The sequence below is a fragment of the Chryseobacterium lathyri genome (assembly GCF_019970085.1).
In the GTDB taxonomy this organism is placed as follows: Bacteria; Bacteroidota; Bacteroidia; order Flavobacteriales; family Weeksellaceae; genus Chryseobacterium; species Chryseobacterium lathyri.
Map to the genome: position 1 here is coordinate 547,380 of NZ_JAHXYG010000004.1, position 23,515 is coordinate 570,894.

At 36.6% G+C, this 23,515-nt stretch carries 15 protein-coding genes; 1 reads left to right on the top strand and 14 read right to left on the bottom strand.

The window, feature by feature from the left end; translation table 11 throughout:
- Window positions 1-28: 28 nt before the first annotated feature.
- The 6 genes from LC418_RS15500 to LC418_RS15525 all read right to left on the bottom strand — a co-directional run bounded on the left by LC418_RS15500 (window position 29) and on the right by LC418_RS15525 (window position 11,558).
- Complete coding sequence (locus LC418_RS15500; RefSeq protein ID WP_223559799.1) at window positions 29-1,192, bottom strand: glycoside hydrolase family 88/105 protein; 1,164 nt, start codon at window positions 1,190-1,192, stop codon at window positions 29-31.
- 68 nt (window positions 1,193-1,260) lie between these two features.
- On the bottom strand, window positions 1,261-3,066 hold the full coding sequence (locus LC418_RS15505) for a rhamnogalacturonan lyase (RefSeq protein ID WP_262901803.1): 1,806 nt from the start codon (window positions 3,064-3,066) through the stop codon (window positions 1,261-1,263).
- A gap of 146 nt (window positions 3,067-3,212) precedes the next feature.
- Window positions 3,213-5,990 (bottom strand): glycosyl hydrolase, encoded by a 2,778-nt coding sequence (locus LC418_RS15510; RefSeq protein ID WP_223559801.1) that lies wholly within the window; start codon window positions 5,988-5,990, stop codon window positions 3,213-3,215.
- A gap of 11 nt (window positions 5,991-6,001) precedes the next feature.
- Window positions 6,002-7,324 (bottom strand): rhamnogalacturonan acetylesterase, encoded by a 1,323-nt coding sequence (locus LC418_RS15515; RefSeq protein WP_223559802.1) that lies wholly within the window; start codon window positions 7,322-7,324, stop codon window positions 6,002-6,004.
- A 2-nt stretch (window positions 7,325-7,326) separates the two neighbouring features.
- A complete protein-coding gene (locus LC418_RS15520) occupies window positions 7,327-10,131 on the bottom strand; it encodes a glycoside hydrolase family 2 TIM barrel-domain containing protein (RefSeq protein ID WP_223559803.1) in 2,805 nt (934 codons plus the stop codon).
- A 47-nt stretch (window positions 10,132-10,178) separates the two neighbouring features.
- Complete coding sequence (locus tag LC418_RS15525) at window positions 10,179-11,558, bottom strand: rhamnogalacturonidase (RefSeq protein ID WP_223559804.1); 1,380 nt, start codon at window positions 11,556-11,558, stop codon at window positions 10,179-10,181.
- Window positions 11,559-12,055: 497 nt separating this feature from the next.
- Here LC418_RS15525 and LC418_RS15530 point away from each other — a divergent pair, with 497 nt between their 5' ends.
- A complete protein-coding gene (locus LC418_RS15530) occupies window positions 12,056-13,084 on the top strand; it encodes a LacI family DNA-binding transcriptional regulator (RefSeq protein WP_223559805.1) in 1,029 nt (342 codons plus the stop codon).
- Between the two features lie 241 nt (window positions 13,085-13,325).
- On the opposite strand, the gene LC418_RS15535 is transcribed toward LC418_RS15530, so the two are convergent.
- From LC418_RS15535 to kduI, 8 genes are all read right to left on the bottom strand, one after another.
- Complete coding sequence (locus LC418_RS15535; RefSeq protein ID WP_111960261.1) at window positions 13,326-14,939, bottom strand: UxaA family hydrolase; 1,614 nt, start codon at window positions 14,937-14,939, stop codon at window positions 13,326-13,328.
- A gap of 6 nt (window positions 14,940-14,945) precedes the next feature.
- Window positions 14,946-16,409, bottom strand: a complete 1,464-nt coding sequence (locus LC418_RS15540) for a tagaturonate reductase (protein ID WP_223559867.1) — start codon at window positions 16,407-16,409, stop codon at window positions 14,946-14,948.
- Window positions 16,410-16,411: 2 nt separating this feature from the next.
- The gene (locus tag LC418_RS15545) at window positions 16,412-17,941 is read right to left on the bottom strand and encodes an MFS transporter (RefSeq protein ID WP_223559806.1); all 1,530 of its coding nucleotides are present in this window, start codon (window positions 17,939-17,941) and stop codon (window positions 16,412-16,414) included.
- A gap of 15 nt (window positions 17,942-17,956) precedes the next feature.
- Window positions 17,957-18,622, bottom strand: a complete 666-nt coding sequence (locus tag LC418_RS15550) for a beta/alpha barrel domain-containing protein (protein ID WP_223559807.1) — start codon at window positions 18,620-18,622, stop codon at window positions 17,957-17,959.
- A 79-nt stretch (window positions 18,623-18,701) separates the two neighbouring features.
- Window positions 18,702-19,709, bottom strand: a complete 1,008-nt coding sequence (locus LC418_RS15555; protein WP_223559808.1) for a sugar kinase — start codon at window positions 19,707-19,709, stop codon at window positions 18,702-18,704.
- 271 nt (window positions 19,710-19,980) lie between these two features.
- Window positions 19,981-21,378, bottom strand: coding sequence for a glucuronate isomerase (uxaC, locus tag LC418_RS15560; protein WP_223559809.1), 1,398 nt, complete (start codon window positions 21,376-21,378; stop codon window positions 19,981-19,983).
- An 18-nt stretch (window positions 21,379-21,396) separates the two neighbouring features.
- Complete coding sequence (locus LC418_RS15565) at window positions 21,397-22,179, bottom strand: gluconate 5-dehydrogenase (protein ID WP_223559810.1); 783 nt, start codon at window positions 22,177-22,179, stop codon at window positions 21,397-21,399.
- A gap of 8 nt (window positions 22,180-22,187) precedes the next feature.
- Window positions 22,188-23,024, bottom strand: coding sequence for a 5-dehydro-4-deoxy-D-glucuronate isomerase (gene kduI, locus LC418_RS15570; RefSeq protein ID WP_223559811.1), 837 nt, complete (start codon window positions 23,022-23,024; stop codon window positions 22,188-22,190).
- Between the last annotated feature and the right edge of the window lie 491 nt (window positions 23,025-23,515).

Sequence of the window (23,515 nt, forward strand, 5' to 3'; positions counted from 1 at the left end):
GATTCTATGTAATCAAACAAATGTTGGTTTACTTTAACTTATAAACTTCGCTTCCTGCAAGCAACAGACAGCCTAATCCATAATCTTCAAAATCAGGCTGTTTGTCAATGGCAAGTGGCTGACCGTCTTTGGGTTCTTTTCCTGTTCCCTGTACCCAACCCAAAAATCCATTAGGCTGAACAGAATCTTTTACAATAGCGTTCCAGGCTTTTATAACAACGGGTAAATACGTTTTTTTATCAATCAGGCCTTTATTAATACCATATGCCATTCCGTATACAAACAGAGCGGTTCCCGTCATTTCTTTGCCTCCGAAATTGTTAGGGTCATGTAAACTTGCATTCCAAAAACCATCTTCTCTTTGGATTGGAAGCAAAGCTGATAACAGATCTTTATAATCTTGTAAATATTCCTGATAATGCGGGTCGGATTTTGGTGTATCTTCCAGTGTACGAGCCAAAGCAGCAACTACCCATCCATTTCCGCGGCTCCAGTAGCAATCTTCGCCGTTGGGTTCTGTGTAAGGCGGAACAAAGCTTTTGTCTCTCCACCAAAGTTTATCTTTTGGATTATATAAACCATTTCCACCGTGCTTATATTTCGTAAAGGCATACATTTCGTAATTTTTATCGAAATATTTTTGTTCACCTGTAATCCTGCCCAGTTTCGTAAAAATTGGCATCCCCATTTGGAGAGCGTCGATCCACCACCAGTCATCTGATTTTTTGGAAGCAATCATACTGTCCATCGAAGCTTTCACGAATTTTATTCTCTCCGGATTTTTTCTTCCGTCTATTTCATAAAGGTCCAGATATGTTTGTCCGCAAGCCTGATTGTCGGCATTACGGGTATATGTATCACGCATCATGTCCCAGTTGTGTTTTTGAGACCAGTCGATGGCGTAATCATAATATTCTTTTTTAGGATCTATTTTATACAAAGCCATTAATCCTTCGTAGTAAACAGCTCTCGTCCACAGATTGCTTGGCCATACTTTTTTGCCGACGACTTCTTTTCCCGGATCTGGCCATTTGTTCATGAAATATTGATTTGCCCTCCGTGAAACTTCCAAAACTTCTTTTTTATCCCGAAGACTAACATTCTTTGCATTCGCTTGTTTTTGAACTGAGCAAGAGGATAAAATTCCGAAAATCAACGCAAAAAAAGCGCCTCTCATTAGTACTTTCTTCATAATTATATCTATTTTTTTACAATGTATTTGTTTAAATATTTGTTTAATTATAAACCATCAAGACCTATTTAAGGCTTAATGGTATAAATATCCGGCGCAGGAACCTTTGAAACGGATTCATCCAGATAATAATCAGTATGAGGAGGCTGGTTGTAGCCTACATTTTGCCAAACAATACTCAATCTGTATTGCGGATTATGCATCAATGTGTACAAACGGTGATTCGTCGGAATTGTCGAACTAAAAATCCGAAGTTCCTGATTATCTGAGGTTCTGTAAATCACTTCTTCCCGCCAGTCTCCAAATAAATCGGCAACCAAAGAAGGGTTTTTCTTGGTCCCGTTGTTTGATTCACACTGAAAATCTTTAGCGTCAAAAATTATATTTGTTTTTTCTTTATTCCAATCCCATTTTGACACGGAAGTTCCATCCAAAATTTCGCTTAAAAAATCTCCGTCCCAATAAATCCCCATATTGCAGGCAGGATTTTTATCGCCGATCTTATTTCCTTTAGTATCGTAAATGCCTTTCAGCCCGGCTCCGGCAGCCCAGGATTCCGAACCTTGATAACGGGGATCTATGTTTAAAGATAATCCTCTTCCGGGACCTTGGAATTTGCCTTGCTTGCTGTACACTAAAGATGGTAGTTTCCATAAAACCTTTCCCGTTGCACCCGCTCTGAAGTGTGCACCCGCATCATCAAATCTCTCCTGAATATCAAAAATTTCCAGTCCGGGATGAGAAGGATCCAGATCACCAACATGCAAAGCATCACCGTGACCAAAGCCTGTGCTGTTCAGTACTTTTCCGTTGTCATCAACCGTCATTGCTCCAAAGACAATTTCATCTTTCCCATCGTTATCAACATCGGCAATGCTCAAATTATGGTTTCCCTGACCACGAAATTTTTTATTTTCTTCCGAGCTTTCCGTATCAAACAGCCATCTCAAACTGAGCTTTTTATCTTTATAATCCCAGGCTGCGATTGCTGTTCGTGTATAATACCCTCTAGAAATAATAATGCTCGGCGTTTTGCCATCCAGATAAGCAACTGCGCCCAAAAACCGGTCTACACGGTTCCCTTTCGCATCGCCCCAGGTTTCTGTAAGCTGTTCGGGAGTAGGATTTAAGCTGCCTTGAAATCTGGGAACAATATAATTAACGGTATTAATTTCCTCGCCTGTTTCTCCATTAAAAACAGTCAGAAATTCAGGGCCTGAAAGGATAAATCCGTTTTCATTTCTATAATCTTTTGCAGGATCTCCAATACATTTCCCCTTACTGTCTTTGCTTCCGTCTGCAGTTTTCATGACCACTTCTGCTTTACCATCCTGGTCTAAATCGTACACTAAAAACTGTGTGTAATGTGCGCCTTCCCTAATATTTTTCCCTAAATTAATTTCCCATAAAAATTTACCATTCAATTTATAGGCCTGAATAATCGGTTCATCTGTAAAACCTTTCTGGCTGTTGTCTTTGGATTGCCCGGTTTGATGAAGGATGATTTCATATTCACCGTCACCGTCCAGATCCGCAACAGAAACATCGTTTGGCGTATATCCAACCGGAGTTTTTAACGGAATTGAAAAATAAGGTTTCTGACTAGCTACATATTTCGCAGAATCCTGATCAATCTCCTGATTCTTGGTGCTGGATTTCACGAAATAAGTGTAATTCTTTGTTTTATCTGCCGTTTTATCTAAAAAGCTGGTTTCGTTAACCAATGGTTTTTCATTCAGTTTTTTGCTTTTGTTATTTTCGATACGGTATAAATCAAACGGGATATTTTGAGGTTCTGTGCCCAGCAAACGCCAGCTCACAAAAACCCCTGATCCGGAAGGTATTGCAACAATTCCTCTTTTTAAAAACTCCATTTGCCTTTGTGCTGAAAGGAGCTGTGAAAAAAGAATTATCAGTAAAATAAAGTTATATTTTATATTCATAATTCTCAATGATTTAAATTAACACAATTCAATCGATTGCGCAAATTATTTTAATATACTCTGTTTCATGTTTTATTCTATTTCGAATAGTATAATGGAAATAACTGAACTTGTCCATCCAAGCCGGAAGGCTGAACTTTCCAGTTGGAAGCATCAAAAGCTTTATAATCAATATTTACAAAATTGATTTCGTTATAATTACGCCACTGAATTTTATTCTGATCCATATATCGGATTCTATTGGCCATTAAATTGCAAACTTCAATGCTGATGGTATTTTTTCCTTTTTTCAGATATTTCCCAATGTTAATTTCAAAAGGAATACTCCAGACAATTCCTGCTTCCTGACCGTTTACGATTACTTTGGCACTTTCATACAATTTATCAAATTTCAAAAGATAATCGTCTGCCTTTTTATTTTTTAAATTTAATTCCGTTGTATAAACACCAGTTCCCGAAAAACTCTGTGTTAAGGAATCTTGTGAAAAATTCGTCCAGGGTTCCAGTTTTTTTAAGTTTCTTGATTTTGGAAGTTCGGGGCCGCCTTCTTTGAAAGTCAGTTGCCAATTTTGATTTAAATTGATGGGAGAATCTGTCTTTTCAATATATTTCCATTTTGGAATTGAGTGATCTGTGGTTTCATTATTTTTTAGAATTAAAGACTGCCCGGATTTCAGCTGAATTCTCACGGAATTATTTTGTGTTTCCGCCACTCCGAAATCTCCGTTTTCCGGATTCATGATCACCGTTTGATTCCCTGTATCATTTAGAGGAATAAATTGACTGATTTCCTTTGCAGTATGGTTAACAACGAAATAGTATTTTCCGCCATCAAACTGTCTTCTCACAAATTTTAATCCGGTTTCCGTTAATTTTTCTCTCTCTATTTTTAAATATTCCAACCCTTTCTCAACATCGGAGTTTAATACAATTTTACCTTTTCCAAATGGGGCAATTTTCATATTTTCTCCTTGATTCTGAAACGGAATCTGGGCCCACAAAGATTTTAATGTTGCTCTCCTTTTTTCGATTTCAAAATATCCGGGAATATCTTTTGGTTCGTTTTGAAAAATAACTGAAGCACCGCTTTGAGCTAATTTAAGAATATTAATTAACGTAGTTTCCGGCAAATAAGTTAATTCAGGAATGATTAAAACCTGATAGGAAGATCCTCCCTCTGCAATCTGGATTTTCCGGTTTTCCGATTCCGATTCTCCTATCATTTTATCAGAAATCATATCAAGAGAATAGCCCATTTTGTTCAGCTTCGTCAAATTCTCATACATCGGAGCTGGCTGCAGCCATTTTTCCACGTTATGAACTTTAAAGGTTACATCCTTCCCTTTCGGACTGGCCCATTGGTCATAAATTGGCCAGTACATCAACAGCTCATTATCAGATTTCCCACTCTGCAAAACACTTTGTGTACGTGCAACATAAGAATTTAATCCCGTCAAATGGGGCCACAAACTATTTTCCGGGACAAAATTAACTGAAGCATAAAACAGCCATCCCGGAAAAGGAACATCCGCCGGCGTATAGGTTGTACCGTGATAAAAAACGTGATTAATCCCGGATAAAAAAACCTGCTCAACCTCCGGTTTAGCCTGTGACCAGGATGTTTTAAAATGTTCAGTAAGCCAGGTAAAAGTTTCGTTTGAAATTAATTGCTTTCCGGTAATATTTGCAGCCGATGAAGCAAACTTCAGCATATTGAAATCAGGAATATCTGACTTTTGAATATCTGCACTGTCTCTTCTCAATCCAGGAATTTTAAAAATAGAGCTTCCGAAAGTTTCAGATTCAGGAATATCAACTGCTGCGTACAAATCCAGTAAATTTCCGGGCGAACCATGTGCCTGATTGGTATTTTTTGAGTTTTTGGAATGAGCCCAGCTTGTAAAATTTTTGGTAAAATTGTTCAAAATCAATTCACTCAGGGTTTCTCTATAATCTGATTTGATTCTACTCGTTATCTCATTTTCTTCGTTACTGACAAGATATTTGATGTATGGACTTAAGTCGTATCCTCTCCTTTTTTTAAATTCATCTTTAAAATGCGGAGTCCAGTCGGCATTATAAACTTCGTAACTGTCATTGAAAAAAGAACGGATTCCGTAGTTTGAATTTCCAAAAGCCTGATCGAAAGTTTTAAGATAATCTTTCGTTGCATCAGGTGAAAAATGATCTAGGGTAAAGCCTTCACCGCCCGGAGCTGCGCGTTTCACTTTTTGAAGTGTTTTCCCCGTAAAAACTGCATAGATGGTCCACTTTCCGGAATCCGGTTTCCAATTGAGAGAGCCGTCGTTTGAAATTTTATCGGTTAAGACAACCGCTTCATTTTTTTCGCTGTAAGCAGTTACAATATCTAATTTTATTGTTTTTAAATTCTTCTGTTTCTCATCTTTCAAGGCAATTTTTCCTGAAAATTTTTCGCCTGATGAAATCATGTACGTCTGAACCATCATTTTTGTGGCTGCATCTTCTTCATCAACCTGAGGGCCACCGATTGGCCAGCCTGTTCCGACGGCCATATCAACTCCCATATTCAAGCTTTTTGCTTTGTTTGTAGTGAATTGAAGCATTTTCATCCACTCCGGAGAAAGATAATTGATGTATTGATTTTCAAAGCCTTTTGCTCCATAAATGGGAACAATTTCTACGCCTCCAAAACCTGCTTTATTTAAAGTGGTCAGCTGTTGATTCAATCCTTCTTCATCGACTGCATTTCCCATCCACCACCATCGTGTCCACGGTTTTGCCGTTTCGGTGGTGGTTGGCCAGGGGTTTTGTGCGGAAAGATTTCCAAACGCAAAACAAAATACACTTATTTTTATGATAGACTGAATATTCATTTTCTTACTTTTTAATTTCCATCAGGTTTTAAAGCTTCCATAAAGACACTTTCCGGCCAATGAAATGTTTCGACAGCATCAGGTTTTTGGGGATCAAATTTTATATAATTTTTTGAAACAAATTTACTCAAAGGCAATTTTTGCTCGACAATACTTTTAACAACACATTTCGCCAATTCATAAGCACCATATGTATTAAAATGCGTGTCATCCGCCAAAGCATCCGGTTGATTGGGATAAGAATTTGCAGGATAATAGACAAATGCTTTTTTAGAGTTTTCCGCTCCCATCGCTTCAAACAACGTTTGGCTAATCAGATTCAAATCAATCAAGAATACATTTTCTTCCTTTGCTATTTCACGCATTGCCGTTGGATAATCGTCCAAAGTATTCACTATTTTATTGTTTTCATCAAAAACCCGGCGGTTCATAGAAGTAACCAAAACTGGAACTGCACCCAATTGCTTAGCTTTCTGAATCCATTCTTTTAATTTTTTTCTATATCCGGATTTCGTACTGTTTCCGGATTTCTGGTCGTTATGTCCAAACTGGATAAACAAATAATCTCCTGATTTTATTTTATTCCAGATTTTATCGATTCTGTGGCGGTCTACAAATGCTTTTAGGGTTTCTCCGCTTTCAGCATAATTGGCAATCACCACCTCTTTCGGAACAAAAAAATACGGCAGCATTTGTCCCCACGATGCCCACGGTTCGTAAAGCGCATCTACGACAGTAGAATCACCGGTGAGATAAATCGTTTTCACTGTTTTGTTGGGTTGGATGGTCATTGCACAAACTTTTGGAGCTTTATCATTAAATTCAATCGTCAGTAAATTATCCCAATGTAAATATTTTCTTTCTCTCGGTTTTAATTTTACAGTCCCAATTTCAATTCCATTTTGGTTACGAATAATACTGTCTTTAATGTGAACGGTTATCAATTTTTCGACAACTTCACCTTCTTTTGTTTTCACATCGTCCAGCATCAGACGGCGGTTTTCTACACGAACTGTTGTTTCAGAAGTTCTTTTAGAATCGCCTAGGTTTAGCTTAATATCATAATTTCCTTCCGGAATTATCACCGAAAAATAGAAAGGTTTGTCGCTGGTGATATAATCTCCCGTCAATGCATTTCCTCCATTGTCAACGGACTTCAAGCCGGAAATATCCATAAATCCATAACCCATTTTTTTGTCGAATTTAGAATGTTCCGTAATGGGAATATAACCATCCTGAGCTCTGCCTCCTCCAAAATCAAATTTAAAATTGGTTTGTTGCGCAAACATCGATGAACAAATAAAAACGGTTATAATTCCTATCCAGTTTTTCATAATCAATCGGTTAAAATATTGACTTCCGGCATTGTAAACTGCTTCTTTTCATCTCCTAAATCAGGTAAACCGAAATAGAAATACAGTGTTCTTTTAAACTTTCCGGTCAGATGATTCAGTTCACTTTCCGGTCCTAAAGATTCAGTTTTATCATTAATATTAAAAGCCAGAACAGTTCCCAACGGCGGAATTGCATCTAAAAATGAAATATTTCCCGTTGGCAATTTCGGATAACCTTCTGCCCCATAAATTCCGTAAAAATCAAAGAGTCTTACAAACATCTTTTCTTCTTTTGTCCCTATGGTGATTTTCCCTTCTGCAGTGTCTAACTGCAGCCACGAAATATCATCGTAATATCCTTTAAATTCAGGATAAATCCAAGGTGAAGAACCCGTTCGTGTTGAGTTTTTCAAATTCTGCCAAACATTATAGGTCTGTCCCTGAGTTCTATTTTTCCAAACATGATAAGGCCCTTTTCCGAGCCATTTTGCACTCATTACATAATTTTCAGGATAATCAAAACTTACGCCTGTAAACGGATAATCTCCTGAAAGGGAATATTCATAATTTAGTTCTAAAATTCCGTTGGAATTCAATTTCCAGTAAATTTTCTTCCCGTCTTTGCCGGAAGCTTCAACAACTTGATTTTTCCTTTCTGCAAATGATTTTATTGAAGATAATTCCATTTTTCCATCCACAAAAATGGGCCCGTTCCTGAAGGTTGTTTTCTTTCCTTTTTTGTCGATGATAACTGATTTCAGTAATCCGTCTTTTTTACCAATTGAGAATTCTTTTTCTTCTAATTTTAAAATAAATAAAGAATCATTTTCTACCACAGAAACCGGAAATTCTTTGATTAAAGATTTTGAAAACTGTTTTGAAATTTCATCATTAGAAGCAATTTTCCATGTCCAGGTATAAATTTCTTTTCCAAAAGGATCGGTTGCCATTAATAATAAACCTTCATTTTCTTTCCAGTTTGAAGGAAGATTGAGATTGATATTTCCTTTTTCAGCTGGTTTTATATTTGGTAATGTTGCTTTTCCTTTTTGAATTACTTCAAATCCTGATTCGGAAGAAAAAGGTGTCTTAAATTTCACCAATTTCCACTCAAAATTACATTCACTTAAATTCGTAAAATGATATCGGTTTTCAATTGAAATGCTTCCATTAAAATCATCCGGAAGCGCTTTCAAATCAATTTTTACAGGACTATAAATTTCCCGAATGGCATAAAAACTTCCTTCTTTTTCCCGATGCGGACCAACAACTCCATCCGGAGCATTGATGGCATTTACATCAATTTGATTATTGAAATCCGTCCGCACCAAACCTTCATCCGCAAAAGCCCAGAGAAAACCTCCCGCTCCTCTTTTGGAATTCCAGTGAAGTTCCCAATAATCGGCTAAGGAAGTTCCGCCACCGCCATCATCCTGTGCATGCAAAAACTCAGTCGGCATATAAATATTTTCTCCTTCAAGGATTTTTTTTGTGCTGTAATAATCTTCATAATGATTGCAATCTATCCCGTTAAAAGCATTTCCGGGTTTATGATGGGCGTGAATGACCGGACGATTTGACAAATCATATTTTGCAAATTCTGCATCCAAATCGAAATTATGTCCACCTTCATTTCCATTGCTCCAAAAAATAATTGAGGGGTGATTAACATCTCTTATAGTCATTTCTCTGACTAGCTTTTTCCCAACTTCCGTACTGTATTTTTTTTGCCAGCCAGCCAATTCATCCAAAACATACAAACCTAACGAATCGCAAATCTGAAGGAATGATTTATTCGGTGGATAATGGGAGCAGCGAACGGCGTTCATATTCATTTCTTTAATGAGCTGAACATCCATCAAATCAATATTTTTATTTACAGAACGTCCGGTTTCAGGCCACCAAACGTGTCGATTGATGCCTTTCATTTTAATTTTTGTTCCGTTGATGTAAATTCCGTCGCCTTTTTTGATTTCAATGGTTCTGAATCCGAATTTTTCTTCAGTTTCGTAGATGCTTTTTTTATTTTTCTTTAAACTGAATTTCGCTTTATATAAGTTGGGCGTTTCTGCTGTCCAGAGTTTTGGATTTTTAACGGAGAATTGAATCTGTTCTAAAGTATCTCCTTTTCCGATTTTAACCTGAGATTCGCCAACGAGAATGTTTTTAGCATCAAATATTTCAACTTTTAATTGATTGACTGACTCAATTCCTTTTAAGTAAATATTTGAGCGAAAAGTTCCGTCTGCTTTGGCTTCTATAGCTGTCCAGGAAATATTTTCCTTAGAACTTGCTTCCAGATAAACAGGCCTGAAAATCCCTCCCAAAATCCAATAATCTGCAAGACGTTCTGCGTTGTTAACGGATTTATCAGCAGATATCTTGGAAACTTTGACTTCAAGAATATTTTCTTTTCCGAATTTTAATTTGTCTGAAATATCATATTTAAATTCATAAAAAGCGCCCTGATGAATTTCACCGGCGAGCTGCCCGTTAATCTTCACTTCGGTATCGGTCATTGAACCTTCGAAAACGATATTAACCGATTTTCCTTTCCAAGAATCTGGAACCAGAAATTTATGTTTGTATAAGCCTATTTCGTCGTTAAATTTAAAATGTTTACCATACGTCACATAATCTCTTCCGTAATTGTAGGAGCCAAATCCCTGCTGTTCCCATTGTGAAGGAACTTGAATTTTGTTCCAGTTTCCGGATTTCCTCCCACCATTGATCCAAAAATCCCATTCTTTTGTATGCTCAGAATCGGTCCCGCTCAGAAACTGAATTTCCTTAGATTGAGAATGCAATAATTGAGAGCATAAACATATCAGAACAAATATTTTGGAAAAACAACTCATTTTGCGGCAATGTCGGAATCGTCTTTTTTGTCGTATGACTTATTTAAAGAAGCTACTTGGGTAACGTTTACTTTAATTTTTTTCAAATTTTTAATCGTATCCAAATTTTCCTCTTTGGGTTTTAACGCTTTTATATTCAGGTTTTCCAACGTGAAGTCTGTCAAATCATACAAATCAGATTTTTCAACATCGAATGCCGTTTCACAACTGATGTCAATATTTTTTATCAGAATGTTGTTTGCTAAAGATTTTTTAGGTTTTTCTTCTCCTTTCAAATCGAAAAACTGATTCCAGCCTTTTACATACAGGAAAGTTTTTACGTTTCCGGTTATATTCTCAACCGTAATGTATTCGTAATGTTGAGGCGTATCCGGTCTCATTTTAAGATGTAACAGTCTTGAAGCATCTTTCACTTTTGAGTTACGCAGAATTACGTTGTAATTGTGGATAGATTCGCTGCCACAAGTCAGAACACTATGGCAAAATCCAAAGCTGTTGTCTTCGATGATGATGTTTCTATTTTCGCCATTTTCAGGAGCTTTATCGGCTTTCGGACCTTTTCCGCCTTTCAATGCAATCGCATCGTCGTTGACCGACATATAGCAATTTTTAATCAGGAAATTTGTGCAGCCATCGATGTCAACGGCATCTGTACTTGGTGCTTTCACCGGTTCTTTCGGTGCTAAAATTGTCAGATTTAATAATTTTACAAATTCACTCTTATAATAGTGAGTGCTCCAGAAAGGGGAATTTTTCACAGTAATCCCTTCAACCTGAATGTTTTTAGAATTGGATATATAAATGATTCTTGGCCTCATTTCGTCCATATTCGTGCATTTAGGATTCCATTCGCGCCTTTTCCAGAATGCTTTCCAAAAGCGCAATCCATTTCCATCCAGCGTTCCTTTTCCTGAGATGGTAAAGCCATCCAGCCCGTCTGCGTTGATTAATGCCGGAAAATATTTTACAGTCTGCCCCTCCATTCTTGTTTCTACAACCGGAAAATCACTAATATCATCGCTTCCTTTTAATTTCGCGCCGTTCTCCAGATATAAATGCGTTCCCTGTTTAAAAAAAACGGAACTAATCAGAAATGTTCCTTTGGGCACAATGATTACCCCGCCACCATTTTTAGCCGCCAGATCAATAACTGCCTGAACCTGTTTGGTCTGAAGAACCGTACTGTCATTTTTCACTCCATTATCGGTAAGAATATATTTTTTTCCTAATTTATTGATGTCTGTAGGTGTATTTTCTTTAAACCATTTGGGAATTTTGGTGCCGTCGGGGAATTTATCCTGGCTTTTTACCCCTGATGAAAACAATAAGAGCACAAACAGAGTTAATAAGAAGTTTGAGGTATTTTGAGATTTCATAATTAATTTTTTATTGTAGAACCTGATTTTTTATTAATAAAAATTTAGTACTCAAAAGAATGACAAAATAAAGGAATATCATTTTAAATAAAATTATTCCGTTTCTTTTCATAAAAATCAGTCAATAATTTTCGACGGTTTAACGAAAATTATCCTTTTATTTCATTTTCATAAAAATATACATTTTGGAAGCGTACACTATCCTGCTCTTTCATGTTGATGGATTTTTATTACACTTAGAGATTTACAATTATGAATAAATAATCAATGAGATTTATAAACTCAAGGCTTCCGGAGTACAATTACATTGGGTAACATCAACCTGTTTTCCAAAAAAGTTAATCAATTCAAATATATTTTAGATTTAATCTGATTTTAATCACTCATAATCTTGTATAAAATCATAATATTTCCTTTTTGATAGACATAATTTGATTAAATTTACGATTATAATGTATGTCATTTTGAACATACTGAAAACTTCAGAAAAAGCATGTATGAATAAGAAAAATGCCACAATATATGACATCTCGAAAAAGCTTAACGTAAGTGTGGCAACTGTTTCCAGAGCATTGAACGACCATCCGAGAATAAGCCAGGCAACGAAAGATTTGGTGAAGAAAACCGCCAAAGAAATGAACTACAAGCAAAATAACCTTGCCAAAGCTCTGAAAAGCGGGGAAACAAAAAACGTAGGAATTATCGTGCCTTACATTAATACCAATTTCTTTTCATCTGTAATCCGCGGAATTGAGGAAGAACTCTCTCCGCATGGTTATCATGTGATTATCTGCCAGAGCCATGAGGATGTAAATATTGAGAAAAGGCACTTAAACACCTTACTTAATGCCCAGGTTGACGGAATTTTCATGTCGGTTTCTAAGACAACTGTTGATACAACACATATTCAGAATATTTTGGATACAACCAACACTCCTATTATATTTTTTGACCGTAAAAAAGACATTTCAGGCATCAGTACGGTAACTATAGACGACTATCGCGGCGGCTACATAGCAACGGAACACCTGATTAATGAAGGCTACAGAAATATTTGCCATTTTTCCGGAGATCTTAATCTCGAAATTTATGAAAAACGTCTGAATGGGTACAAACAGGCTTTAATTGATCATAATTTAAGTGTAAAAGAGGAAAACATTATCACAACCGGAAGTTCGATCGATGAAGGAATTGATGCGGTAAAAAAACTTTGGGATAAAAAATCCGTTCCGGATGCCATCTTTTCATCAAGTGATTTTGCAGCGTTGGGTGCTTGTCAGGAATTGAAAAAACGTAAGATCAAAATACCTCAGGAAGTTGCCATTATTGGCTTTTCTAACGAACCTTTCACTCAGTTTATGGAGCTTCCGATGAGTTCTGTTGACCAAACTCCTGTGACGATGGGGAAAATGGCGGGACAGGTTTTCATTGAAAATGTAAAGGAAAATGGTTCCGGGGTTTCTATTGAGAAAAAGGTTGTGCTGGCTCCGCAGCTTTATATTAGGAAGTCTTCAAAAAGGAGATGATTTTTCTTTTGTCTTGATTTCTGAAAAGAATCTAAACTTATCTTTTTGCATTTAAATTTTGGCTAAAGCCATTGATTCTAATTATTTTTGAAAACGGGCTAAAGCCCGTTCCTATTGATATAGGCTTTGCATTTATTTGTGAAGATTTTGTACTATTTATTTTTAAATTTACTCCAAAAGAAAATGCTTCCCACAAACGTAGAAAGCATTTTCAACCCTAATATTTATATAATTAAAACAATTATAAACTTACTCCCCGTCTCCAGGGAATAAAATCGTTTTGATTCAAAATTGCAGCTTTTGTTTTTACCTCTCCGCTTGCGACTTCGATGATAAATTCTAAAAGTTCTTCTGCTTTTTCGTCGATTGTTTTTTCACCTGTAATTACGTCTCCTGTGTTAAAATCAATGATGTCGGGCATTCTTTGTGACAAAGAAGTATTTGATGAAATTTTCACAACGGGAACAACCGGATTTCCTGTCGGAGTTCCTAAGCCTGTTGTGAATAAAACTACGTTTGAGCCCGAACCGACTAAGGCAGTTGTACATTCCACGTCATTTCCAGGGGTACATAATAAATTTAAACCCGGTTCTTTAATGTATTCCGTGAAATCTAACACATCATTTATCGGTGATGAACCCCCTTTTTTAGCCGCTCCTGCAGATTTCATGGCGTCGGTTATTAGTCCATCTTTAATATTCCCCGGTGACGGATTCATATCAAAACCTGAGCCTGCTGCAACGACAGATTTTTCAAAATCTTTCATTAACTGTAAAAATCTTTCGGCATCTTCTTCGTTGACGCAACGGTTCACCAATTCCTGCTCTACTCCACATAATTCCGGGAATTCTGAAAGGATGGTTGAACCTCCGATTCCTGCCATTAAATCTGATAATTGTCCTAAAACCGGATTGGCAGAAATTCCTGAGAAACCGTCTGAACCGCCACATTCCAATCCTAAAACTAACTTTGAAATCGGGGCCGGTTTTCTTTCAATTTCATTGGCTTTTTTGATGGCTTCATAAGAATCTTTGATAATTCCGTTGAGCATTTCGTCAACCGTTCCGGATTTTTGCTGTTCGTAAACGATGATCGGTTTTTTATTGTTCGGACTGATTTTTTGCAATGCATCTGTAAAAATCTGAACCTGTAAATTCTGACATCCCAAGCTCAAAACCGTTGCTCCGGCAACATTCGGATTATTCACATAACCTGCCAATAACCTTCCCAACGCTTCCGCATCCTGACGAATACCGCCACAACCGCCTTGGTGAGTGATGAATTTAACTTCAATATTTTTAAAAACTCTTGAATCCTGATCTTCTTCAACAGCGGTTTCCGTTTCAGAATTATTGATTAATGATCTTAATAATAACTGATGTTTTGTTACTTTTTCAAATAACAATTCTTTTTCAAAAATATCTTTTAAAATCTCAACATTTCTGTTTTCACAAAAGACTAAAGGAAAGAATAACCAAACGTTTTCTGTTCCGACCTGTCCGTCTTCTCTATGATACCCCATGAAAGTTTTATCTTTCCATTTGTCAACATTTGGAGCAGTCCAAGCCGTTGTTTCTGTTTTGCCTTCTACTTTTGCACTTTGGTGCTTAACGTTTTCAGTCGTGATAACCTCTCCTTTCCGGATCGGCTGACTCGCTTTCCCCACCAAAACACCGTACATAATAATCTCATCTCCAACCGCAAGATCTTCGGTCACGAATTTGTGTTTCGCCTTCGTGTCTTTTATAATATCATACGTAAGATCACCCAAAGTAACAGTTTCTCCCTGCGTCAGGTCAACCAATGCCACTGCTACATTATCTTTGGGATTTACTTTCAGTACTTTCTTTTGCATAATTTTTTAAGAATAAAATTGTATAAAGTTGTGGTATGCAGTTTCGATATCATTATGGTTTATTTCCCACAATGCTTTTGCTACTGCAGATTTCAAACCGTTAACCTTTGTAAGGTCTGTGTCCCAGAAAATGGTTTCGCTTAACGCCAATTCTGCGACTTTTTCATAATCTTCGTTGCCCCAGATTTCTTTAAATCTGTTTACTATTGCTTCCTCGTCATTTAAAGGCAGAGCTTTTTCACCCAAATTCCCTTGATAGAATCGGATTAAACTTGCCAATGAAAAGGTTAAGTTAAGCGGTAATTTATGGTTAATTTCAACATATTTCAATAAACTCGGAAGAATCCTCACTTTAAATTTAGAAACAAAATACAATGCAATACTTGCCTGATAATGTTTGATAAAAGGGTTTCTGAATCTGTCGAAAACTTCTTCAGCAAAATATTTCAATTCACTTTCATCCAAACCTAATGTAGGATTAATCTCATTGAAAATCGTTTCACTTAAGAATTTACCTAAAAATTGATCATCAATAGATTCTTTTACCGTTTCTTTTCCTGATAAAATTGCCGGAGCCAACATTAATGTGTGGCCACCGTTCAAAATTCTCACTTTTCTCAAACGGTATGGCTGAATATCATCAACAACCAAAATTTGCTCGTCAATTGTATCGAAAGGAATTCTTTCTTTTAAATTTGCCGCGTCCTGAATCACAAAAAACAAAAACACTTCTGAAACCACCATCATTTGATCTTCGTAATTCAATTGGTCCTCGTAGGATCCTGCATCATCTTTCGGATAACCCGGAACAATTCTGTCTACCAATGTATTGTGGAAATAATTGCTTTGTTCAATCCATTGCACAAAGTTATCATCTAAATTCCAAAGTTGGGCATATTTTAGGATAATTTCTTTTAAAGCCAAAGCATTGTCTTCGATCAATTCGCAAGGAATAATTCTCAACCCTTTGTCTTCTGCTCCATTGAAGTGTTTGAATCTTTCATGCAATAAAACCGTTAGTTTCGCAGGAAAATTCTTGTGCGGACCGACGTAATTTTTTTCTGATTCATCGTAAGCAATTCCCGTTTCTGTCGTATTGGAAAAGATAAATTCTAATTCTTCCTCTTCCGCCAACGCTAAGAATTTATCGTAATTGGTATATGGATTAATTGATTTTTGAATCGCAGAAATCACCTGTTTTGTATCAATGATCTCACCTTTTTTAATTCCTCTTGAGAAAAGTGTGTATAAATTATCCTGCTCTTCCAGTTTATGAACCGAACCGCCTGCCGTAGGCTGAACGTTTACAATTCCTGCCTTAAATCCTGCTTCTTTATTTAATTTATCAATCACATAATCTGTGAATCCTCTCATGAAGTTCCCGCCTCCAAACTGTACAATTTTGATTGGAAGCTTTTCCTGAGAACCGTGTAATTCACGATTTAATTTCTGTTTTATCTGATTTTCCATCATTATTTACTTATAACTTTATATTTTGGAACCAATGATTTCATCACCGTCCATGCAATTAGATATGCAACTGCACAGATTGAAAAAATGATCATGTATCCTTTGTCAATTCCGTCTGAAATAACCGCTCCTGACTTTTCTAATTGTTCAAAAAAGCCTTCCGGCAAACGATCGTTGATGTATTGAGGATATTTTTCCAATAGAGGAATTCCGTCAACGGTTGTCCAAGCTTTATGAGCGTAATCAAACAATAATCCTGAAGATTTATTGATTAAAAATGAACCGATTCCGCCTGCCATTCCTCCAATTCCCGTAATAGTTGCAATGGCTTTTTTAGGAAACATATCGCCAACTGTCGAGAAAATATTTGCAGACCAAGCCTGGTGCGCTGCTCCAGCAATTCCGATAATCAATACCGGAATCCAATAGGTAATCGTACCTAAAGGTTGTGCGAAAAGTGCTAGCAGAGGGAAAAATGCAAAAATTAACATTGCTTTCATTCTTCCTGTGTACGCGTTCATTCCTCTTTTTTCAACAAAATATTTTGGAAGCCAACCTCCGATGATTGACAATAAAGTGATCATATAAAGGACGAATAATGGTAATGCACTTTGCGTGGAATCCATTTTGTAGACTGAACTTAAATAAGCCGGTGTCCAGAATAAAAAGAACCACCAAATCCCGTCTGTCATGAATTTTCCGAACGCAAAAGCCCAAGTCTGTCTGTAGCTGAAACATTCTCTGAATGTAAATTTCTTTTCCGGGATGCTTGTATCTTCATTGGGCATATCGTCCTGATCCTGCTGAATATACATTAATTCATGTTCGTTAACTTTATGATGTTCGTGAGGTTTTTTATAGTAGAAAACCCAAAGTCCCATCCACACAAATCCCAACGCCCCAATGATAATAAATGCCCATTCCCAACCCATAGCTTTCGCGATAAAAGGAATGGTAACCGGCGCTGCCAAAGCCCCAACTGTCGCTCCTGCATTAAAAATACTGGTAGCCAAAGCCCTGTCTTTTTTAGGGAAATATTCCGCCGTAGTTTTGATCGCTGCCGGAAAATTTCCAGCTTCACCAACCGCCAATACAAAACGTGCAAAAATAAACAAAGTAACACTCGTACTGATGATTGAGCCGACGTTATCAACCCGGCTGATAATTTCTTTAGATTCTACAAAACCTACCAGCCAATTTCCCGTTAAAACTCCTGAAGTTGCAATTCCGCAGAAAGCATGTAAAACCGCACCAACAGACCAAATAGCAATCGCCCAAAGGAAACCTTTTTTGGTATCCATCCAGTCCACAAATTTTCCTGCGAAAAGCATACTTACCGCATAGAAAATTGAAAATAATGCCGTGATATTTCCATAATCATTATTGTTCCAGTGAAATTCGGGTGCAATAAAGTCTTTCCATGTCAATGATAAAACCTGACGATCCAAATAATTAATGGTCGTGGCAATGAACAGCAAAAAGCATATCGTCCATCTGAATGTACTCGGTTTAAGAGACTTAACTGAGCTCATATTAATAGTAAGAATTTAGTTATTATTTAAAGCCTGAATAATTTCCAGCACTTTTTTTGTTTCATTTTCTATAGTTGCATAGTCTTTAGCAAGCATTAATTCTTTGCTTACCAATTTGCTTCCCATTCCCACTGCAGAAACACCGGCTTTGAACCAGCTTTCAATGCTTTCCTTTGTCGTATCAACACCACCTGTCGGCATAAATTTCAGATTCGGGAAAACATCTTTAATAGCGCTCATAAATCCAGGTCCTAAAACGTTTCCGGGAAATAATTTAATGAAAGTCACTCCCAAATTTTCAGCTTCTATAATTTCTGTCGGAGTCATACAACCCGGACTGTACAACAGGTCTTTTGGAATTAAAAATTCGGCAACTTCAGGCACAAAACCTGGGCTGATAAAGAAATCTGCACCCACTTTATAATATTCTTCGGCTTGTTGTACATTCTTGATTGTTCCGATTCCCAAAAGCATTTCCGGTATTTCCGCATTACGGATTTCTAGCATCTTCGTGAAATTACTCAAGGCAGATTCACCACGGCTTGTATATTCCACCGCACGGATTCCTGCTTTGTAAAGCGATCTCAATATTTCCAGAGTTACCATTTCATCAGCATTATAGTATAGAGGCAAAACTCCCTGGTTGATGATGGTATTTGTAACTAATTGAATTTTTGTCATGTTTTTTGACTTTTGTATTAAGACTTCGACAAGCTCAGCCTGACAATGTTTTATAGTTTAGTTAATGGCCAAAAGCCATTTACCTTTTTATTCTTCCTCCTGAATCTCCGTTCATTACTTCCAAAATATCTTCTGCACTGCAGTAATTGATGTCTCCAGGAATCGTATGCTTGATTGCGCAGGCTGCGTTGGCAAATTTCAATGCTTTTTCGTTATCAAAATTGATTAAACCATAAATCAAACCTGCTGCAAAAGCATCTCCTGTTCCAATTCTGTCAACTACAGGATTCACTTCCAGAAGTTCTGTTTCAAAATAATTTTCTTCAACCAAAGCTCTTCCCTGCGTCTGCTGAGAACTTGCTGTAACGCCGATTCTTATTTTGTCGAAAATCTTATGAATAGAAGGAATTTGCTGTTTTAATTCTTTACAGGCTTTGATGAAACCTTCTTGATCTGATGAAAACTGGGTTCCGAGAATTTCATTAATTTCATTCACTCCACCGATGAAAATTGTTGAATATGAAACCAATTCTTTCAAAACTTCGTTCCCGTTTTTCCCATATTTCCAAAGATTTGAGCGGTAAGCCGGATCAGATGTAACTTCAATTCCTAGTTCACGGGCTATTTGTAAACCTTGTTTCAAACTTTCATAAGCAGATTCGGAAATTCCGGGGCTGATGCCTGTCCAGTGGAAATATTTGCAGCCTTCAAGGGCTTTTTTCCAGTCAATTTGTTCAGATTTTATGTTTGCAAAAGAACCGTTTAATCTGTTGTAAGCAATTCTGCTTGCACGAACTGAAGAGCCTACTTCCAAAAAATACAAACCTAAAGGGTATTCATTTTTGTTGATGAAAGTCGTGTCGATTCCAAAACTTTTGGTGAAAGAAACCGCCGATTCACCCACAAAATCATCGGAAACACTACTGATATGTCTCACATCACAACCCATTGTCGCCAATGAAGCCGCTACATTAAGCTCTGTTCCGCCGAAAAAGAATTCCATTTCATGGCTTTGCTTCATGGTTCTGTTTCCGGGTGGTGACAGTCGCATGATGACTTCCCCGAATGTGACTATTTTGTTACTCATAGTTTTAATTAACCTTTTAAGGTAAATTTTCTTTTATTTTTTAACCATTAAAATTTATTTAAGGAGTTTAGAAAAGTTAAGTTTGGCCTTGCCTTAAGACTATTTAAAATCAATTTGAGTCTTCTTAATAATCTTAACTTCTTATATTTTCTTAATGGTTTAAAATTTTATTTTTATCTCTCGCAGATTTTGCAAATTTTACAGATGATTATGTTAAAAAAGTTCTGCGTAATCAGCTCAATCTGCGGGAGATTTTTATTTAATTTGAAATTTAAAAATCAAAATAATTTTTAGCATTATGATAACAAATATCTGAAATTGTTTTACCAATGAGCTCGATATCATCAGGTAATTCCCCGTTTTTCATTTCTTCTCCGAAAAGGTTACACAATACTCTTCTGAAATATTCGTGTCTAGGATACGAAAGGAAACTTCTGGAATCCGTCAGCATTCCGACGAAACAACTGATCAATCCCATATTGGAAAGAGCATTCATCTGCTTGATCATTCCGTCTTTCTGATCTAGGAACCACCACCCTGAACCGAACTGTACTTTTCCTTTGATACTGCCGTCGTTGAAATTCCCGATCATAGTCGCGAAAATTTCGTTGTCAGCAGGATTTAAATTATATAAAATTGTTTTTGTTAATTTATCTTTTCCGTCTAAAGTGTTTAATAATTTAGACAAAGTTTCAGCCTGAACGAAGTCACCGATAGAATCCCAACCTGTATCCGGGCCTAGAATTCTGTGCATTCTTTCATTATTATTTCTCAAAGCTCCCAAATGGAACTGCTGAACCCATCCAAATTTGTGATAAGCTTCACCTAAGAATAATAAAATGGCTGTTTTGAACTGATTTACCTGTTTTTCTGCGATTACTTTTCCTGATAATTTATCATTGAAAATCGTGCTTACTTCTGCTTCTGTAAATTCTTCGAAAGAAATATTATTCAATCCATGGTCGCACAGTCTGCATCCGTTTTCATGGAAATATTCAATTCTTTTTAGTAAAGCATCGCACAATGTCTGGTAAGAATTAATTTCAATTCCGGCCGATTCGCCTAATTTTGAAACATAATCCGCGAAGTTGTGGTTTTCAATTAAAATCGCTTTATCCGGGCGGAAGGCTGTACTTACTTTAATACTAAAATCGCTTTTCGCCAAATCCTGGTGATAATTCAATAGATCTGTAGGATCTTCTGTTGTGCACAGAGATTCCACATTCATCATTTTTAATAAGCCTCGTGTCGATTTTTCAGGAGTCTGAAGCTGAGCGGTGATGTTTTCATAAATTTCAGATGCATTGTCTGCATCTAATAATTCATCAATTCCGAAATATCTTTTTAATTCTAAATGCGTCCAGTGATACAAAGGATTTCTCAATGTATAAGGAACCGTTTTTGCCCAAGCTTCAAATTTTTCCTTGTCTGAAGCATCTCCCGTGATGAATTTTTCGTTCACGCCCATGGTACGCATCGCTCTCCATTTGTAATGGTCGCCTGCAATCCAAACCTTTGAGATATTTTCGAAGACAGTGTCTTCTGCAATATCTTTAGGAATCAAATGATTATGATAATCAATAATGGGTTGCTTTTCTGCATACTTGAAATATAATTCTTCAGCGTATTTATTTTGTAGTAAAAATTGATCTGTAATAAAAGTTTTCATTCTAATCTAATTCTGTTGTTATTCATTAGCAGGTTTTCCGATGGTCGCTAAAATTCCACCATCAACGTAAATAATTTGTCCGTTGATGAATCGGCTTGCGTCCGAAGCTAGGAAAATAGCCGTTCCGGCAAGGTCTTCAGGATTTCCCCATCTTCCTTCCGGAGTTCTGCTGATGATAAAATCGTTGAAAGGATGCCCATCCACTCGGATCGGTTCGGTTTGAGAAGTTGCAAAATATCCGGGCCCGATTCCGTTCACCTGAATATTGTATTTTGCCCATTCTGTCGCCAGATTTTTGGTAAGCATTTTCAGGCCGCCTTTTGCAGAAGCATAAGCGACTACATTGTCACGACCAAGCTCACTCATCATTGAGCAGATGTTGATGATCTTCCCTGATTTTCTTTTGATCATATATTTACCAACTAATTTCGACATAATGAAAGGTCCCGTAAGATCCACATCAATTACTTTTCTAAAGTCTTCAACCTCCATTTCAATCGCCGGAATACGTTTGATGATTCCTGCATTGTTGACGAGGATGTCTATTTTTCCATGAGTAGCCTCCATTAAAGCTACTTTCTGAGCAGCTTCCAATTCGTCCGTCACATCAAAAAGATAACCTGTCGCTTTATAACCTTTATCGTGATAATAGTTTAAAGCTTCCTCTAATTTTGATGGTGTCGTACTTGTGATCGCCAGTTCAGCACCTGCAGCGGCAAGACCTTCTGCCATTGCCATTCCTAATCCGTGAGTACCGCCCGTAACGACCGCTACTTTGCCGGATAAATCAAATAAATTCATTGGAAAAATTACTTTAGTTCGTTAGTTTTGATCCCGTCCATATCGCCGTAATCCATATTTTCCCCGGCCATACCCCAGATAAAAGTATAATTGGAAGTTCCTACTCCTGAGTGGATAGACCATTCCGGAGATAATACAGCTTCACGGTTTTTCATAAAAATATGACGCGTTTCCTGAGGCTGCCCTAAGAAATGACTGATTGCCTGTCCTTCTTCCAAATCAAAATAGAAATAGGCTTCCATTCTTCTGGTATGGGTATGTGAAGGCATTGTATTCCAGACACTTCCGGGATGAAGCTCTGTCATTCCCATTTGAAGCTGGCAAGTTTCAAGTACAGAATTGACAATCAGTTTGTTGATTGTACGCTTGTTGGCATATTTTTCTTCTCCTAATTCTACAATTTCGGCTTCGTTTTTCGTGATCTTTTTTGTCGGATAAGTATGATGTGCCGGAGCTGAATTGATGTAAAAATAAGGTTGTGCATTACCCGATTTTTCAAAAATTACTTCTTTTGCCCCTTTACCAATATATAAAGCTTCTTTATTGGCAAGCTCATATACTTCTCCGTCTACCGTTACTTTTCCGGCACCACCTACGTTGATGATTCCTAATTCTCTCCTGTCAAGGAAGTTTTCGGCTTTCAAATCGTCTGTCGGTTCCAGTTTTAGGGCTTTTGCTGAAGGCATAATACCTCCTACAATCAGCCTGTCATACATTGTATAGACTAATTTTATCTTATCTTCATTAAATAAATCATTGATTAGAAACTCCCTTCTAAGATCTTCCGTAGTATACTTTTTGGCATCTTCAGGATGATGGGCGTAACGAAATTCTGATTGTGTCATACTGCTTGATTTTTATTCTTTTCTTTTTGCGGTTTTATCAAAACCTGTTAAATATTGCGTAATCGATTGCATAAAATTACACTAAAATTTTGTAGAAATACTTGTTGCTAAATATATAATTATTCTTTAATTAGTTAATAAAAAATTAATTTAAATTTATAAATAACTGAATTACAGACTAATATTTTTAAAATAATGTGGGAAAGCAAGAAGATTTTAAAGAAATTATATAGATAATATTAACCCAAATTAATATTCAAATCCTGCTTAAATATTAAATCATACCAAAATAAAACAATAAAACAGAGATATTGATTTGATAACAATATATTAAAACTAATATACATATTTCACACAATAAGAGCAATTAGTATCAAGTATAAAAACCAATTAAAATATTAATCTGAAAAGATGACAAAAGTCAGGAAAAATATAAAAAAATTAATATTGACTGTCATTTTTGGGAAATTTTTAAGGATAAAAACAGTCAG

Coding starts and splice junctions, on each gene's coding strand:
- LC418_RS15500 (WP_223559799.1), bottom strand. CDS start 1,192: ATGAAGAAAGTACTAATGAGAGGCGCTTTTTTTGCGTTGATTTTCGGA.
- LC418_RS15505 (WP_262901803.1), bottom strand. CDS start 3,066: ATGGAGTTTTTAAAAAGAGGAATTGTTGCAATACCTTCCGGATCAGGG.
- LC418_RS15510 (WP_223559801.1), bottom strand. CDS start 5,990: ATGAATATTCAGTCTATCATAAAAATAAGTGTATTTTGTTTTGCGTTT.
- LC418_RS15515 (WP_223559802.1), bottom strand. CDS start 7,324: ATGAAAAACTGGATAGGAATTATAACCGTTTTTATTTGTTCATCGATG.
- LC418_RS15525 (WP_223559804.1), bottom strand. CDS start 11,558: ATGAAATCTCAAAATACCTCAAACTTCTTATTAACTCTGTTTGTGCTC.
- LC418_RS15530 (WP_223559805.1), top strand. CDS start 12,056: ATGAATAAGAAAAATGCCACAATATATGACATCTCGAAAAAGCTTAAC.
- LC418_RS15535 (WP_111960261.1), bottom strand. CDS start 14,939: ATGCAAAAGAAAGTACTGAAAGTAAATCCCAAAGATAATGTAGCAGTG.
- LC418_RS15540 (WP_223559867.1), bottom strand. CDS start 16,409: ATGGAAAATCAGATAAAACAGAAATTAAATCGTGAATTACACGGTTCT.
- LC418_RS15545 (WP_223559806.1), bottom strand. CDS start 17,941: ATGAGCTCAGTTAAGTCTCTTAAACCGAGTACATTCAGATGGACGATA.
- LC418_RS15550 (WP_223559807.1), bottom strand. CDS start 18,622: ATGACAAAAATTCAATTAGTTACAAATACCATCATCAACCAGGGAGTT.
- LC418_RS15555 (WP_223559808.1), bottom strand. CDS start 19,709: ATGAGTAACAAAATAGTCACATTCGGGGAAGTCATCATGCGACTGTCA.
- uxaC (WP_223559809.1), bottom strand. CDS start 21,378: ATGAAAACTTTTATTACAGATCAATTTTTACTACAAAATAAATACGCT.
- LC418_RS15565 (WP_223559810.1), bottom strand. CDS start 22,179: ATGAATTTATTTGATTTATCCGGCAAAGTAGCGGTCGTTACGGGCGGT.
- kduI (WP_223559811.1), bottom strand. CDS start 23,024: ATGACACAATCAGAATTTCGTTACGCCCATCATCCTGAAGATGCCAAA.